This is a genomic window from Thermodesulfovibrio sp. 1176, from assembly GCF_029946585.1.
Classification (GTDB): Bacteria; Nitrospirota; Thermodesulfovibrionia; order Thermodesulfovibrionales; family Thermodesulfovibrionaceae; genus Thermodesulfovibrio.
The window spans coordinates 170901-187124 of sequence record NZ_JARZRZ010000005.1; the positions used below are offsets into that span (position 1 = coordinate 170901).

Genomic DNA, 16224 nt, shown 5'->3' on the forward strand with positions numbered 1-16224 from the left:
AGGGTGTTTGTTTTATTCGAGAAATCACTTGGAGATTTCATATTCCCATTTTTCAATTCCATAAAGTAAACCATAGGGTGCAGGCTTAATCTGCTTTATTCTTTTATCGGCATAAAAGATTAGAGGAATTTCATATAAAAACACACAGGCTTGTTTATCATATAAAAGTTTGTGAATCCTTTGATAAATAATTTTTCTCTCATTAAAATTAACTGTTTTTCTTCCCAATTCAAGAAATTTGTCTACTTCTTTATCTTTGAATGAGAAAAAATTCCATTGTCCTTTTTCAGTTTTTGAGGAATGCCACAGGTCATAAATATCAGGATCCCAAAGATAGGCTCTTGAAAGAATCACAGCATCAAAGTTTTTTTCTTCTTGAATATTCAAAGTTTGATGGTTTCCATGAATGGAAGAAGCTTAACTTATCAGTATCATATCTTGCTTTCATTGCCTGAGATTCAAAGACAGGTTTATCAGATGGTTTTTTTGTTATAAGATTTATAACACCACCTAAAGTATTTCCATATCTTGGATCACTTACACCTTTTATGATGTAAATTTTTTCAATGTTTATAAGGGGAATTGTTGTCCAGTCAATAAAATATCCACCTGCTGTTCCTGGAGTATTTAAAATCCTTCCATCTACTGCAAGGGTTATTCTTCTTGCTCCAAATCCTCTTATTTTGATTGAGTCATCATCAAGGGAGCCTCCAATTTCCTGAAGCCTCTGAACATCTACGCCAGGTTGTCTAAATAATGCTCCATCAAGATTTGAACTAATTCCCTGAAGAAGCAGTTCAGGAATAACTACTGAGGAATTTGGTGTTTGTTGTTCTTCCTTAACTTTTTCTTCTGTGACTGTAACTTCATCAAGTTGATAGATTCTTGAAATTTCCTCTGAATTTACAAAGACAGGAAAAAACAGTATAAGTGCAAATAAAATAATGAAAATCATCTTCCTCTCCTCCAGTAAAATATATTGACAACTACATAGTCTTTAAGCCAAATATGTTCTCTTTCAAAGGTTACCATGCTTAGAAGTTTAATTTTTTCCCACTTGAAAAGCTTTCTTTTGTATTTACATTCCCAATGAGAAAAGAGTTCTTCAGAACAGTGATAGGCAAAGGAACTCTCACAAAGATATGAATAGGAAAAATTAAGCATGTATCCAGGATAAAGACCCTGAAGTTTTTCAATGGCAAAAATTTTTTCGGTAACCATAAATACATTTTTAATATTTGAGTCAAAAATTTTACATAGAGCTCCTTCAATTCCATATTCAGTAAGATGTAAACTGTTACAGGCTAATGCAAGGTCAAATTTTGATATTTCATGGGAATCCAATTCTTCAAATCTTCTTGAATCAATAGAAATTGGAATTTTATAATTTTTTGCATTTTCAAGTAAGTAGCTTTGCATTGATTGGGATGGTTCAAGAGCAGTTACATGACATCCATGTTCAACAAGAGGAAAACTTAATATACCATCTCCTGCACCTATATCAAGAATTTTTGTACCTCGATGCGTAAATTTTAGAAGAAAATTTTTTATTGGGTCATGATAATTGTTATGTTCACGCCAAAGTTTATACCACTTGGCATACTCATTCCAGTAAGAGATTTTATTTATTTCAGCTACTATCATAGTTCAAATAAAAAAGCCACGGCTTCAGGCTTCTGCCTAAAACCGTGGCCTTCATGACCACTAAATTATATTCAATCAAATAAAAAAATTCGATCTTCAGATCGAATTTTTAAATATTCTATGCAATATTTTGCCTTTTGTCAACCTTTATTTTTATATCCTAAAAATTCCTACTAAAAGATTAATCAGGAATAACATCTGGAGTAATCATCCATTTTAGTGACCATTTTAAGTTTTCTTTTACAAGACATACGATGCCTGCCATTTTGAACAAAACAATATTTTTTTCTTTGTCTCCGCAAATTAGCAATGAAGCAAGATGTCCAAGATGGGGAAGATGTCCAACTAACATTATAGACTTATCAATATTTTTCAATTTATCTGCCCAAATTTCTGGTGGATCAAGAGGTGCAAGTCCTTCTGTCTCGTAGGTTTTAATTTTTAAAGCATTAGCAAGTATTTCTGCAGTCTCTTTTGCCCTTAATTTTCCACTATGCATTATTTCATCTACTTGAATATTAATTTTGCTGATAAAGTAAGCTACTTTTTTAATATCTCTTAGTCCTTTTTCAGAAAGTCCCCTTTGAGGGTCTTCATGCTCTGGTTTTGCTTCTGCGTGTTGGACAAGATAAAGAAACATATTTACACCTCCCGGATATTTTTTTGATTGTCTTCCCAAAAAATTATAACATAGATTATGGAACAGCAAATTACAATAGTTTTTTCTTATCATAGGGTAGAGACTTTACCAATTTTAGAAAAAATAATGCGACAAAGTGATGTAATCATTCTCGAAGAAGCACCAAACTTATTATTTGAGAAAATGTTAAAGGGAGAAATTTCTATTGAAGATTATCTAATAGAAGAAATGTTTGATTTTCCAAATTTTTCATTTCGATTTTTTCGAATTCTTCAGAGTCTTTTTAAAGAAGGAAAAAAGATCTTGCAGATTGAACCTTATATGGAAAGGCTTTTATATATACATAATATGTTTTTAGAAGGCAGAACACCAAAAGATGTTGAATTAAATCCTGAGCTTAAAGAAGTATATGCAATAGAGAAAAAGGCTTCAAAGGCTTTAATTGATTTTTATGAAATATCAATAAATAGCAATTTTCAGGAAGTTGTAGAGGCTGTTAAGGTATTCGCTAAAGCTGATGCTGAAAGATTCCGTTTCCGTGATATTTTAAGAGCTGAAGCAGTTTTAAAATCTTTACCTGACAAAGGAAGAGTATTTATTGAAGCAGGTGCCATTCATCAGTATTTTAAGAAATATCTTTGTGAAAAATTAAAAAATTTAAATATATCAACAGTTTTTACCTTAGAAGAAATTGTAAAAAATATCACTGGTAAGAGATGGATATTTCCGCCTGGAGACCTTCTTACGATTAGATATATATATGGTGTAAAGGAAAATGAAGAATTAGAAAATATTCTATCAGCAAGGGCTTTAATTTACATAATGATTATTGAGAAGGAAGAAATGATTCCAACGGAAGAAAACAAAGCTCCGCATATTTTAGATGAGATTAAAGCGGTGCAGTTGGTAAATAGGCTTGATTTTCAAGATTGTGATAAACTTTATAGACAGATCAGATTTACAAATAGAAAAAAGGCATTAAGCATTGTTAAAAAATTTGTTTCAGAAAAATGTAGTTAATTTTCATTTTGAAGGCTTTCAACGATATTTAAAATGTAGCTTCTAACTTCAGAGTTTATAATAATTTCAGCATGATTAACATAGAAGATTCTACAAAATTTTTCATCAATTAAAGAACTTTCTACAGATACTAAACCATCTCCATTTATCCATTCTTTCGGAATTAGTTTTTCTGGTAATAAAGAAATAAAAGATTTAGGGAAAGAAAAAACCTTCTCAGGGGTAAGAATAAATAAATCATTTTCTTTTTTTAACTTCCACTGATATATATTTAAAAGATTAGGATTTTCTCCGGCGAGACAAAAATATCTTACATTTTCAATTTTTTTAAGGGAACATATAAAAGAAGAATTAGGTAAAAGTTCTTTTACTGCTTCACTTTTCAAAAAATCTGATATCTTTGTTAAGATTTTCTCTTTAGGTAAGATTTTAAAAATCGGTTTTAATAAATCAGGTAAATTAGATATATATTCAACCCATTTTGCCATTGTACTTCCTTTATGAGGGGTTGCAATAGTTATCAATGCTTTGATTCCATTAGATTTTTCAATAAATTTTCTTGCAATAAGTCCTCCTCTACTATGTCCTATTAAAACAATTCCTTTGCGGGTAAAAAGATTGCTAAAATTAACTACATATTTAAGTTCCTCTATAGCATTATAAACAGACCCAAGAAGTTTTTTCTGCGACCATGTTATCACTGAATATCCTTTTTCTTTTAAGTCATTAAAAGATGTAGTAAGAGGAAATGTATCCCCTATTGTAAACTTTTCAGGCAAAACTGTAGGCTTTTGATAAAACTTTATTGTTTGAGGTTCATTTCTTGTGAGTGTACTTAATGGAAAAGCTCCACCAAGTATTCTTGTCTCTGAAGGAGAAATCCATATTGAACTATCCATGCCAAGTCCATGTATAAATACTACAGCGAACTTATGTGGATCACCCTTATAAAAATAGATAGGAAGTCTCATTTAAAATGTTTGTTTATCAATTGTAAATCTTCCTCTGTCAATCTCCAACCAGTAGCCTGAGCATTTTCTTTAAGGTGTTCTGTATTTAAAGCCTTTGGTATTGCAACAACATTTTCTTTCTGAATTAACCAGTTAAGGGCTACTTGGGCTGCTGTTTTACCATATTTAATGCCTATCTGTTTAAGAAGCTCATTTTTAGGTAGTATTCCTCTTGCAAGAGGACAATAAGCCATTACAGTAATATTATTTTTTAAACAGTATGGAAGTAAATCTCTTTCAATCCTTCTGTCAACAAGGCTATATTCTACTTGATTTACAACAATATCTGTTCTTCTAAGATATTTTTTTGCCTCCTCAATTTGAAAGATATTAAAATTACTTACACCAATAAATTTTAAAATTCCTTCTTCTACAAGTTTTTCCATAGCGCTCATTGTTTCTTTAAGTGGAATATTTGGATTTGGAGCATGGATAAGATAAAGATCAATATAGTCTGTATTTAGTCTTCTTAAGCTTTTTTGGAAAGAATTAATTAAATCATTGTATCTTAAATTTTCTGGTAAAACCTTAGTTACTATAAAAACTTTTTCTCGGGGAAAATATTTTATAGCCTCTCCAACAATTTCTTCACTGTGTCCTCTTCCATACATCTCTGCTGTATCAATTAAGTACATTCCCAGTTCAATTCCTTTTTTTAAAGCCTTTACTGCTTCTTCATCTTTTGAGTAATCAGGAGTTAAATATCCCCCAATTCCCCAGGTTCCTATGCCTATTGCTGGAATTTTTACTCCTGTTTTATTTAGTTCTTTTAGCTCCATCTACATCTTTATTCCCTATGTTTTCCCTTTGATATTTTGAAAGTCAAGTTTTTTAAAAATCAGGATTTTCTGTAAAACAATTTAAAATTGTGATCGGCAAATTTGTCCTTTTTTTTGATAAAAAGCCACTGGTCAGCTCTTCCTTTAAGTTTTAGTAAAACAAAATTTCCTTTGAGAATGTTCCCTTCCATATTAATTTCCCACTGTCCTTCCTCGATAGAGCCTTTTACAGTATTGTATTCACCTTTATCCCATATATATACCTTACCTGCTCCGTAATGTCCTTCAGGGATAACTCCTTCAAAATCTCCGTAATCTAAGGGATGATCTTCAACCATAATAGCAAGTCTCTTATCTGCAGGATTCATTGATGGTCCCTTAGGAAGTGCCCAAGATTTAAGAACCCCATCTTTTTCCAATCTTAAATCAAAATGCAAATTTCTTGCATGGTGTTCATGGACAACAAAATATGGCATTTTATTGCCTCCTCTGAGGTTTTTTGGCAAAAATTCTTTTAATAAGCATTGTTGCATAGCTACCTCTTGGAAGGAAAAAGGAGAGGGTTATTTTACTTCTGTTTTCATAAACTTCGTCATCTTCAATGGTATATTTAAATGATTCAGGTTTAACAAGAATATCTCTTTCAACGGATTTGAAAAAAGCCTGTCTTATTTTTTTTAGATTGAACATCGAAGGCTTAACTTCTCTTTCATTTAATATATTTTTATATATTTTTTCAGTTATTTCATCAGGCATTTTTAATTTTGATGATGCTGTAGGAATTTGCAGTTTCACTAAGTAACCGAACTTTTCTTTGTCGATTTCATTGAAAAAAATATAATCTCCTACGATACCTTTATGAACAATAATTTCTTCATCGGATAGCAAAGTCACTAAAAGACGTCTTACAGTTTCATTCCATAGAAAACTCTGATAGGCAGAAAAAAACATTGACATTTCCTCTTTTGGAATTTTTCTTAAAATTGTTAAATAATCTTTGGAGTTTTCAATCAGATGATTAAAAGCAAAATTTTCCATTTGGGTTTTTGCTACACTTAAACACTTCTGCCAATTTCCCCAGTTTTCAAATAAAAAATTTTTTCTTTCTCTGGCTTCTTTTTTATCTTCAGGATAAATGTGGGTTAAATATATTTTTAAAGCTCCATTGTAATGACCCTTAATAATTTTTTCTCCAATAAAGCCCTGTTTTGGATCAAAACTACCAAATCTTTGGTCATCAAAGTAATTAATAAACCCGTATTTTTCTATACTTTGAAGAGGGGAATAAAGAAATTCTTCAGCTTCTTTAGAAATAGACCTTATCACGATTTTAAATTCATTCCCTATGATATGCCTCGGATCCATAGGCTCCTCAGAAAATCCGACAGGTTGAAGTAAATAATTATCATTTTTAAAGAGGATTTTCTTTTTTATATTTTTAATTGTGATAAACTGTTCAGTGAGGGCATGTCTGTCTTTTTTACCTCCGTAGGAAATATTGCGGAATGGAATTCCTAAGTTTTTCCCAATTCTTTTTAAAATATCAACAGTATTCCATCCTCTTTTTTTAAGAATAAAAACTCCGTACTGACCTTTATCTTTGATTGGTAAAGATATTATCTCTTTAACATAAAAGTCTTCGGGTTTTACTTTTATTTTATACTGCATGTTTTCTCCATATTAATTTACTTAATACCCAGAAATATAATAAAACAAAAGCACCATTTAAACAAAAAATGTAAGTCAAATAGTCAAAAATACTACTAAATTTCAATAAAATAAAGCCAATATAAAAACACAAAAGATGAATGTAAATCAAATAGATATATTTTTCAAAGGCTGTTGCCAGACTTATAAAAACCAAACTGAACAAAAGAGGTAGCACTGAAAAAAAATAATAAGGCAAAAATGGCACTGCTAACTCAAATTTTTTCCCGAAAAGCAACAGGAACAAAGGTTTTCCTACAATAAAAATAAAAATTTGACCTATTATTTGCGCTATAATTATTATTCCAACCATTTGTAAAATAAATTTTTTTAAACCTTCGGTACCTTTAGAATGAACAAATTTAGGAAAATATATCCCGAGCATAGCCAGAGTAAACCAGACAAGCACTTTCCCGACAATTGATACAGAAGCAAAAAGTCCTGCAGTGTGTTCATCAAATATTCTTCTAATAAAAATATCATCAGCATATACGAAAAAACCAGAAGGAGATGCATAAAGAGCAATAGTAATTATTTTCTTAATGTTTAATCTTGCGAGTCTACCTATTAATGCTCCATCGATTAAAAGAAGAGTGATTAATACTGTGAAAATCCCCACAAAAGAAGAAAAGAGAACCCCGCCGATTTTAAATCCCGCATAAATTATAGTGATAGCGAAAATTAATCTAATTGTCAATTCTAAGGCTGAAGAAAAGGCAAAAAGAGGGAATTTTCCTGTAGATTGTAAAAAACTTCTTTCAACTGCAAGCATAAACATACCAAGCCATACAAAGGCAATTATGTAAAAATAGTAAATATAACCTACATTGAGAAAAGTTTTCAGATAGGGGGCGAATAGACTCACTGAAATTGCAGAAAATAAACCTGCTGTTAATCCAAGAATTCTTAAAGACCTTAAATATTCAAATCTTTGCGTAAAGTTTTCAACTATGACTTTTATGCTTACTGTTGCCAAAAGTGCGGTTATATTACCAACTGTAAGCATAAAGGAATAAAGCACCATAAATTCGCCATATCCAGCAGGTCCGAGGCTTCGGCTTACAATAGAGTGAAAAACATAGCCAAGAATATTGACATATACAAAGGCAAAAGTAACCGAGGAAATGTCTTTAAACATATAAAAAATATTTTACCTGTAGACATCTTTACGATGTCCAATATGGAGTATGGTGATGGTTTGGTTATCTTTGTCAATTTCATAAATTATTCTATAATTACCGATTTTTATTCGCCAACCTTCTCTATTAATCAGCTTTTTAGCTCCGATGGGTTGAGGATTCTGACTTAATTTAAATATTTCCTGCTTAATCTTTTCATATATATCTTCTGGTAGTTTGGATAGTTCTTTTTGTGCCCTTCGTAAGATAAAAAGTTTATAACTCATCTTTTGACTTGTTCAATTTCCATAATTGCCTGTTCAAAGGGTATAACTTCATCACCTGATTGTTTTGCAATATCATAAGCTTTGATGGATTCTAATTCTTCAAGTTCTTCAAGAATTTTTCTATATTCTGAAATATCAAGTATCACAGCTATAGTCTCTCCTTTTTCATCTACAATATATTTTTCATTAATCATGTTGTACCTCCAAATTTTCATATTTGAAATTATTATAACAAATCCAAAATTTCATTTATATAATTTTCATATTCCTCTGCGATTCTGTCCCATGTAAACTGTTTTGCAAACTCTCTTCCTTTTTCACCCATCTGAAAAATGAGTTGTTCATTATGGTATAAATATTCAATCGCATCTTTCAAAGAATTGGTATCACCACTACGAAAACTTATTCCAAAACCATTCTCTGTAACATAGCTTAGCTCAGGTATATCACTTACTATCAGAGGTTTACCCATTGCCGCAGCCTCCAATGCAACTATAGGTTGTCCTTCAAAACGAGATGGCATAATAAGGAATCTGGAATTTTGTAAAAAATTATCTTTATCTAATCCTTTAACCTTCCCCACATATTTAATATTAGTTAGATTGTTTATTATTTTAAGAAATCTTTTTCTGTCTTTACCATCACCAGCTATTGTGAAATTTAAATATTTAAGTTCTTTACAAACTTTTACAATTAAATCAAGCCCCTTTTGCCTGATATCAATTCTTCCAATAAAACCGACATAATTGCCTGTTTTACTTATTTCATAGACTTTTTCAACTCCATTTGGAATAACTGAGACATTCAAATTTAATCTCTTTTTCAATGCTTCTGAGACAACTATTATATTTTTAAATTTTTTAGGATAATTTTTTTCCATAAAATAAAAAGGAATGCCCAATAATAAATATTTCTTGATAATTTCTTTGCCAAGGTAGTTTTGAATTTGTAAAATTATTAATTTTTTATGCTGATATTTAAATGAAAATAGAGGATTCCATGGAGCAAAGTCTTCAATAATTATATCGTAAAATTTATAGTTTTCTCTTAAAAATTTACTTGTGTAATAAGCATAAGAAAAAGTGCTTAAGATATAGTTATTTTTTGCTCCTAAAAATTTAAATTTGATATCCCCTTCTTCATAATCCCTTGCACCTGGATATTTTCCTGAAACAACGGTTATATCATATCCCTTTGGAGCAAGTCTTTTATAAATTTCATAAACTCTAACAGCACCTCCACCCCCAACCCAGGGATTGTTAATGTGATCGTAGATTAGATGAAGGATTTTCATTTTAAAAAGAAGGTCATTTTTTTAACTGTTTTATATCCAATTAAAGAAGAAAACATAGACATTAATTTTAAAAATTTACTCTTTCCAGAAGCAAACCATCTAAAATATTTAATAAAAATATAAAAAGCGTAAGGTGATATATATTTATCTTTTCTTTGATTAAATTTTACCAAATCTTTTATTACTTCATTTTCTTCTGATGTTAAATCAGGTTTGAGCCTTTCTAATGTAGCTAACAGTATTTTTTGATGATCCTCCATAAATTTACCACCTTTTTGTAAGTAAAAATTTAGTAAATCCATGAACGAGGCTTTTATAGCTCCAGTAGTGTTTGCTCCATGAATTCTATAGTAAATTAGTGGTTTATTTAAAAACTTAACCTTTCCTTTTTTAGAGGCTACTATATTTAGCCACCAATCATGGCAACATATATCATCAGGAAAAGGCAAAGCATAATTGACTAAATTCCTTTTTATCATAAAAGTACATCCGGGGAATCTACTCCCGAATAAAAAGCTTTTAAAGTCAGTATTTCTATCTACGCCAATGTATTTAATAAAACTATCTAAAATTAATTTACCATTTTCATTTATTACAAATGCATCAGAAAGAATACAGAGAATACTATCATCTTCTATAATTTCTTTATACAGCGTGTCTATTTTATCTGGTACCCAGATATCATCTTGGTCTGCTAAGGCAATAAAACTTCCACTACATAAGTTTATAGTTTTTTCAAAATTCTTAATCACGCCTAATCTTCTTTTGTTTGCGAAATATTTTAAATTCATTTTTTTAGAGTATTCTTCTAAAATTTCAATAGTTTTGTCTGTGGATTGGTCATCACATGCAATAACTTCTATGTTTTTATAAGTTTGAGAAGTTATCGAATTTAAAAACTCTCGTAAGTATTTTTCTCCGTTATAAGTAGTCAAAGCAATAGAGATTAAAGGTTTTTCTTTCATTTTTTCTTTCCTACTCCATAAATTTCGCCCTCTATAAACATATGCCTTGTAAATCTTGAGTGTAAAATACGGTTTACAATTAAGAAAAATATCCTTGCATAAGGAGAAACTCCTTTTACAGGATGAACTTCTATATCAACATAATTATATGTTAAAAGTAATTGCCTTAAACTTAACGGAGTAAATCCTACCTCATGAGTAAAGTCACTATATCTTCCAAATGATCCAAAAAGCGGAGAACTTGCATTATGGACTTCAATTATAAGTATTCCTTTATTTGAAAGTCTCTTATGAATTAATTCCAATAGTTCTAAAATTTCATCAAACAGCACTATCATATCATATTCTATAGAACAGTTTTGAAGATAATTAAACATATCGTCCTCAACAATATAATTTTTTATATCAGATAAGGCATGTAAGATTTGCGATTCGGATTTTTCAATTCCCAGAATATTAGAATATCCCATTTCTTTGAGATATTTAAGAAAAAAACCTTTACCACAGCCTAATTCAAGAATTTTAGATTCTCTATTAGAGGGTAAAAACTTTTTATAATTCAAATTATAGAGTTTTTTTCGTTTTTTATATTCTTGATTATCGTTTGATTTTTCTGAATATTTTGTCAGAATTTCAACATATTTTCTGTAAATTTTTTCTCTATATTTAGGGTTCATATTGCGTTATTATTTTCTTTATTTTTTTATCATGTAAAAACAAAATTTAGAGCATCTTCCGCTTTTTCTTTATCAATGATTTCAAAATCTCCTCTTACTCTTGAACCAAAAACCACAACAGTTTTAAGCCTCTCTGAGAAGGCAGATTTCAATTTTTCGGTAATTTTTAATAATGATTCTTTTTCATACTGGAACATACTTAAATTATATCACTTCTTTATCTTCCAAATCTCAATCCTTATTAGATCATAAAAAATGTCTTTGAAATTATAATATCTCCTGATGAAAAAATCTGGAAGATTAATATGTTTAAACCCTTTGAGGAAGTGAAACCCCGAACTTTGGCGGGGCTTCACTTCGCTACAGCCGCAAAACTCAACCTTCGGTTCAAACAGTTGCTACTGCGGACGCTTCGCTAAGTACTGTTACCTAAGAATCTCTAATATCTCTCAAGACAGCTATTTTCTATCAGAAAATTTAGACAATAAAAAAATTTATTGACTTTTTATATGAGCTTTTATATTATATTCAATAAGTAATACTTAAAAGGAGGTAAGAAATTATGAAAATTCTTACTGATAAATCTGTTCTTACAAAAAAATCGCAAATTACTTTACCTAAACAAGTAAGAGAGTTTCTTGGAGTTAAACCCGGTGAGCAGATTACTTTTGTTATAGAAGATAATACAGTTAAAATTATGCCAGTGAAATCAAAACTTGAGGAAAATTTTGGAAAAGTAAAGCCTATACAGAAACCAGAAGATTTTAAACAAATCAGAGATTTTGTTGAAAAAGAAATCTCAGAGGAATCAATTAAAGAAATTCAATGAAAAAATTTCTTGATACAAACATACTCCTTAGATACTTTACAAAGGACGACGAAAAGAAAGCTTATGATGTTCTGGAACTGCTAAAAAGAATAGAAAGAAACGAAGAAAAAGTTATAACTTCTCCACTAGTAATTTTTGAAGTAATTTTTACCCTTCAAACCTATTATAAACAGTCCAGAGAAGAAATTAAAGAATTGTTACTTCCAATTTTAAATTTAAGAGGATTAAAATTACCTTTTAAATCAGTATTTGAAAAAGCTCTTGAAGTGTTTCCTCAGGTAAACATTTCCTTTGCAGATATTTTTAACTACTATTTTATGATTGAAGAAGGGATAAAAGAGATATATAGTTATGATGAAGATTTTGATAAATTTGAGGGAATAAAGAGATTAGAACCAGGCTAATTAACTTCTCTTACAAATTGCCTTTGTCTACTATCTGAGGTGTTGAATATAACATTTTATTCTTTCATCTTCCAAATCTCAATCTCCAAACCATTATTGCTGCTTCGCGGATGATTTTTTTACTCATCTTTGATGAGCCACTGTTGCGTTCATAAAAAATTATCGGAATTTCAGCAATCTTAAATCCTGCCTTGTAGGCTCTATAAGCCATCTCTATCTGAAAAGCATAACCATTTGACTTTATAATGTCAAGGTTCATATTTTCAAGGACTTTTCTACTGTAGCAACGATATCCACTTGTTATATCAGTAAGAAAGTTAAGTCCAAGTATTGTTATAGCATACCTATTTGCAAACTTTGAAAGAAGTAGTCTTCTAAAATCCCATCCAACAACACTTATTGTCCCCCGAGTGTATCTTGAGCCAATTACAAGGTCATAGCCTTCACTGCATTTTTTTATGAAATTCGGAATTTCAGCTGGGTCATGGCTAAGATCTGCATCCATCTCAAAGATATACGAATAATCCCTACTTAAAGCCCATTTAAACCCTGTTATGTAAGCAGTTCCAAGACCAAGCTTTGCAGGTCTTTCAATTAAGTTTATTCTTTTTGAATTTTTCATCCAATTTTTTATCTTCTCTGCCGTGCCATCTGTAGAAGCATCATCTATAAAAAGAATCTCTGCCTCTTGGTCAAGTATTTTGGGTAGAAGTCTATCAATATTTTCTGCTTCATTATATGTGGGTATTATTACAAGGGAGTACATATCTTCAAATTAATTGCCTTTCTTTAAGATAATCTATAAAATCTCTCTTTGTCCTTTCCCATGAGAAATTTTTTGCCCATCTTATTGAGTTGTTTATCAGTTCCTGATAAAGGGATTTATCCTGCCACAATTTTATAACAAATTCTGCCATTTCTTTGTAATCTTTTACAAGAAAACCCGTTTTACCATCAATAATACTATCTCTTAAGCCTGAAACATTATATCCGATAGCTGGTGTGCCCATTGCATTTGCTTGTATTACCACTTGTCCCCATCCTTCTCTTATACTTGGAACGAGTAAAAAGTGAGCCTTTTTTAAAATTTCTAATTTCTTTAAATCGTCTATATATCCTGTAAATTTAATTCCATCTATATTTTCATATTTTGATTTTAAGGCAGAAAATAAAGGACCTTCTCCTATAATTATTAGCTTGCTTTCGTAAATATGTTCTTTTACAATAAAAAAAGCTTTGATTGCGTCCTCTGGATTTTTTGTTTTTTTTAGTCTTCCAAGATAAATAAGGGTGAGATTAGGGTCCTTTTTGACATCAAAACTTACAGCTTCAATTTCTAATCCGTTATGTATAATTTTTATATCCTTAAAACCAATCTTTTCTAAATCATTATATGTTGATTGTGAAACAGTTATTGCAGGTTTTTTTCTGTAAAGGAATAGAAATATTTTTTCAAGAAGCTTAAAAGGATAGCCGAATATACCTAACTGAGATGTCCAAAAATTATCATAAAGTTGATGTATAAGTATAATAGAATTTTTTCTAAAAAAAGTAAAAAAGCCAATTCCGTTAAATTCATCGATTATTAAACATTTTTTCTTTTTTATTGCATATAAAAAACCCCAAAAGTGTGTTGTTAATTCACTGCCTTTTCTAATAAATTTAATGTTTTCAATTTCTTCTTCTGGTTTTAGTCCTTTTACTCTACAACAAAACCATTCAACACTTATACCCTTTTCAATTAAAGTTTTTGCTAAATGATAGGTATAAATTTCTGCCCCGCCTTTTTCTGGATGTTTTACGCATCTTCTATTTAATATTAAAACCTCATTGGCGCTTAATTTTTGCATAGTTAATATTAGCCCATATATTTATCAATTTTCCAATTAAACCTTGAAATTTTTGTTGTCCTGATCGATTCTGTCACTCCTTTGCTTGACTTAGGACAATATCCAAGATTCCTTCCTGTAATCCCTGACCGATAGCGAAGAAATTCCTCTTTTCTCATTAAAGAAGAATAAGATCATTCACTTCACTCAGAGTGACAGTAAAGGCGATTTTGAAGCTAAATTTAATTGGTAAATATTGTTTTCTTTTTTTATAATAATAAGATTTTCAATATCAAGGAGAAATGAATGAAAATCCCAATATCTATTCCTGCAGAAACTTTTCGAATAAGGGCTATAGATGTTGGAGTATTTTTAATTGTTTTAGGGATACTTTCCTTTATCATCTACATTGCTTCCCAATGGGGAGGACCCTACGAAAGAACACTTGAAATTGATTTAAATCCTGCTAATATTCCTGCCTATGCTATGCAGTCTCTCGCGAGAATATTTTTAGCCTACCTGCTTTCTTTAGTTTTTTCCATATGGTATGGATATACTGCTTCAAGGACAAAGATTCATGAAAAAATTATGATTCCCTTGCTTGATATTTTACAATCAATTCCTGTGCTTTCCTTTTTACCAGGTGTTGTTCTTGCCATGATTGCTCTTTTTCCAGGTAAAAGAATAGGGCTTGAAATAGCCTGCGTACTTTTGATATTTACAGGACAGGTCTGGAATATGACTTTTAGTTTCTATCATTCAATAAGCACAATTCCAAAGGAGATGAGAGAAGTAGTTAAAATTTTTAAATTCAACAAATTTTCTAAATTTTTAAGGCTTGACCTTCCTTTCAGTGCTATAGGATTAATATGGAATAGCATGATGAGTGTTGCAGGTGGATGGTTTTTTCTTATGGCATGTGAGATGTTTGTTCTTGAAGATAAAGACTTTAGACTTCCCGGACTTGGCTCCTACATTCAGACAGCTGCGAACACTGGTAGCATTGAATATGTCATATATGGACTAGGAACAATGATTTTATTGATAATAATCCTTGATGTATTTATCTGGCGACCTCTTATTGTATGGTCTCAAAGATTTAGGATGGAAACAATTCCACCGGAAGAAGAAAGAGAATCCTTTGTTCTTAATCTATTTACAGGCTCAACAGTGGTAAGAAAATTGGCAGACTTTCTAAACAATGGCATTAATAAGATTGAAAAACTAAGTTATACAAAATTTAAATTACCTGAAAAGTCTTTAATAAATAAAATTAGCAAAATTTTGGGTTTGATTGTCTTACTTACATTGATTTCAATTATTTTATGGGCTTTTTTAAAGGCTGTTGGACTACTTTCCTCTATAACTTTTAATGATATTATTATAATTTTGGAAGCTTCATTTTATTCTCTCATAAGAGTTTTTGTAGCACTTTTGATAGCTCTTTCATGGACACTTCCTGTTGGTGTTTATATTGGATTAAATCCTCGAGCTGCAAAATTTCTTCAAGGTATTGTCCAAATAGCAGCCAGTGTACCAGCAACTGCTGTCTTTCCTGTAATATTGCTTTTCCTCATTAAACTTGGCGGTGGACTTGATATAGGTGCAATTTTTCTTATGCTTCTTGGCACTCAATGGTATCTGTTATTTAATATAATTGCAGGTGCTTCTTCCATTCCTAAAGATTTAATTGAAATTAGCCGTGCCTATGGTATTAAAGGTATAAGAAAATGGAAGACTTTGATTCTCCCTGGAATTTTTCCATATCTTGTTACAGGACTTATTACTGCATCAGGTGGTGCCTGGAATGCTACAATAGTAAGTGAGTATGTTTCTTTTGGTGGAGATATAATGAGGACAGAGGGACTTGGGGCTTTGATAAGTTCTTCAAGTGCTGAGGGAAATTTTGGTTTATTGCTTCTTTCAACCTGTTTCATGTCCGCTATTGTAGTTGGAATAAACAGATTAATATGGAAAAGACTTTTTATTCTTGCTAAAACAAAATATGTTCTGGAGTAGTT

At 30.6% G+C, this 16224-nt stretch carries 21 protein-coding genes; 4 read left to right on the plus strand and 17 right to left on the minus strand.

From position 1 onward, the window contains the following. Nucleotides 1-24: 24 nt before the first annotated feature. From QI155_RS09625 to sixA, 4 genes are all read right to left on the minus strand, one after another. Nucleotides 25-387 carry a hypothetical protein gene (locus tag QI155_RS09625; protein ID WP_068859977.1) on the minus strand — a complete coding sequence of 121 codons (363 nt, stop codon included), beginning with the start codon at nt 385-387 and terminating at the stop codon, nt 25-27. Next, nucleotides 359-955, minus strand: a complete 597-nt coding sequence (locus QI155_RS09630; RefSeq protein WP_281321507.1) for a TonB-dependent receptor plug domain-containing protein — start codon at nt 953-955, stop codon at nt 359-361. Before QI155_RS09630 ends, QI155_RS09625 begins: the two co-directional genes overlap by 29 nt. Then, nucleotides 952-1644, minus strand: coding sequence for a class I SAM-dependent methyltransferase (locus QI155_RS09635; protein ID WP_281321508.1), 693 nt, complete (start codon nt 1642-1644; stop codon nt 952-954). The genes QI155_RS09630 and QI155_RS09635 overlap by 4 nt, the downstream gene beginning before the upstream one ends. Before the next feature lie 181 nt (nt 1645-1825). After that, nucleotides 1826-2284 carry a phosphohistidine phosphatase SixA gene (gene sixA, locus QI155_RS09640; RefSeq protein WP_068859973.1) on the minus strand — a complete coding sequence of 153 codons (459 nt, stop codon included), beginning with the start codon at nt 2282-2284 and terminating at the stop codon, nt 1826-1828. A gap of 57 nt (nt 2285-2341) precedes the next feature. On the opposite strand from sixA, the gene QI155_RS09645 reads away from it, so the two are divergent. Continuing rightward, on the plus strand, nt 2342-3304 hold the full coding sequence (locus QI155_RS09645) for a hypothetical protein (RefSeq protein ID WP_281321509.1): 963 nt from the start codon (nt 2342-2344) through the stop codon (nt 3302-3304). On the opposite strand, the gene QI155_RS09650 is transcribed toward QI155_RS09645, so the two are convergent. From QI155_RS09650 to QI155_RS09700, 11 genes are read right to left on the minus strand one after another with little or no spacing between them, the layout of a single operon-like run. Beyond that, complete coding sequence (locus QI155_RS09650; protein ID WP_281321510.1) at nt 3301-4275, minus strand: hypothetical protein; 975 nt, start codon at nt 4273-4275, stop codon at nt 3301-3303. The two genes, QI155_RS09645 and QI155_RS09650, sit on opposite strands and share 4 nt — an antisense overlap. Then, nucleotides 4272-5093: an aldo/keto reductase gene (locus QI155_RS09655; protein ID WP_068859966.1), complete on the minus strand. Its 822-nt coding sequence runs from the start codon at nt 5091-5093 to the stop codon at nt 4272-4274. Before QI155_RS09655 ends, QI155_RS09650 begins: the two co-directional genes overlap by 4 nt. A 59-nt stretch (nt 5094-5152) precedes the next feature. Beyond that, nucleotides 5153-5569 (minus strand): DNA polymerase ligase N-terminal domain-containing protein, encoded by a 417-nt coding sequence (locus QI155_RS09660; RefSeq protein ID WP_281321511.1) that lies wholly within the window; start codon nt 5567-5569, stop codon nt 5153-5155. Between the two features lies 1 nt (nt 5570). After that, nucleotides 5571-6761, minus strand: coding sequence for a tRNA pseudouridine(13) synthase TruD (gene truD / locus QI155_RS09665; protein WP_281321512.1), 1191 nt, complete (start codon nt 6759-6761; stop codon nt 5571-5573). Continuing rightward, the gene (locus QI155_RS09670) at nt 6751-7938 is read right to left on the minus strand and encodes a hypothetical protein (protein ID WP_281321513.1); all 1188 of its coding nucleotides are present in this window, start codon (nt 7936-7938) and stop codon (nt 6751-6753) included. Before QI155_RS09670 ends, truD begins: the two co-directional genes overlap by 11 nt. 12 nt (nt 7939-7950) lie before the next feature. Further along, nucleotides 7951-8205, minus strand: coding sequence for a type II toxin-antitoxin system RelE/ParE family toxin (locus QI155_RS09675; RefSeq protein WP_068859957.1), 255 nt, complete (start codon nt 8203-8205; stop codon nt 7951-7953). Next, the gene (locus tag QI155_RS09680; RefSeq protein WP_068859955.1) at nt 8202-8399 is read right to left on the minus strand and encodes a hypothetical protein; all 198 of its coding nucleotides are present in this window, start codon (nt 8397-8399) and stop codon (nt 8202-8204) included. The genes QI155_RS09675 and QI155_RS09680 overlap by 4 nt, the downstream gene beginning before the upstream one ends. Nucleotides 8400-8431: 32 nt before the next feature. Continuing rightward, nucleotides 8432-9499, minus strand: a complete 1068-nt coding sequence (locus QI155_RS09685) for a glycosyltransferase family 4 protein (protein WP_281321514.1) — start codon at nt 9497-9499, stop codon at nt 8432-8434. After that, nucleotides 9496-10464: a glycosyltransferase family 2 protein gene (locus QI155_RS09690; RefSeq protein WP_281321515.1), complete on the minus strand. Its 969-nt coding sequence runs from the start codon at nt 10462-10464 to the stop codon at nt 9496-9498. Before QI155_RS09690 ends, QI155_RS09685 begins: the two co-directional genes overlap by 4 nt. Continuing rightward, nucleotides 10461-11141: a methyltransferase domain-containing protein gene (locus QI155_RS09695; protein WP_281321516.1), complete on the minus strand. Its 681-nt coding sequence runs from the start codon at nt 11139-11141 to the stop codon at nt 10461-10463. Before QI155_RS09695 ends, QI155_RS09690 begins: the two co-directional genes overlap by 4 nt. A gap of 29 nt (nt 11142-11170) precedes the next feature. After that, complete coding sequence (locus QI155_RS09700; RefSeq protein ID WP_159426684.1) at nt 11171-11338, minus strand: hypothetical protein; 168 nt, start codon at nt 11336-11338, stop codon at nt 11171-11173. Between the two features lie 365 nt (nt 11339-11703). Between QI155_RS09700 and QI155_RS09705 the strand changes: the two genes are divergently transcribed. Further along, nucleotides 11704-11970, plus strand: coding sequence for an AbrB/MazE/SpoVT family DNA-binding domain-containing protein (locus QI155_RS09705; RefSeq protein WP_068859948.1), 267 nt, complete (start codon nt 11704-11706; stop codon nt 11968-11970). Further along, entirely contained in the window at nt 11967-12374 is a 408-nt protein-coding gene (locus QI155_RS09710; protein ID WP_068859947.1) for a PIN domain-containing protein, read from the plus strand. The genes QI155_RS09705 and QI155_RS09710 overlap by 4 nt, the downstream gene beginning before the upstream one ends. A gap of 64 nt (nt 12375-12438) precedes the next feature. On the opposite strand, the gene QI155_RS09715 is transcribed toward QI155_RS09710, so the two are convergent. After that, on the minus strand, nt 12439-13140 hold the full coding sequence (locus QI155_RS09715) for a polyprenol monophosphomannose synthase (RefSeq protein ID WP_068859945.1): 702 nt from the start codon (nt 13138-13140) through the stop codon (nt 12439-12441). Nucleotides 13141-13144: 4 nt separating this feature from the next. Next, nucleotides 13145-14224: a glycosyltransferase family 4 protein gene (locus QI155_RS09720; RefSeq protein ID WP_068859943.1), complete on the minus strand. Its 1080-nt coding sequence runs from the start codon at nt 14222-14224 to the stop codon at nt 13145-13147. A gap of 285 nt (nt 14225-14509) precedes the next feature. On the opposite strand from QI155_RS09720, the gene QI155_RS09725 reads away from it, so the two are divergent. Beyond that, the gene (locus QI155_RS09725; RefSeq protein ID WP_281321517.1) at nt 14510-16222 is read left to right on the plus strand and encodes an ABC transporter permease subunit; all 1713 of its coding nucleotides are present in this window, start codon (nt 14510-14512) and stop codon (nt 16220-16222) included. Nucleotides 16223-16224: the final 2 nt, after the last annotated feature.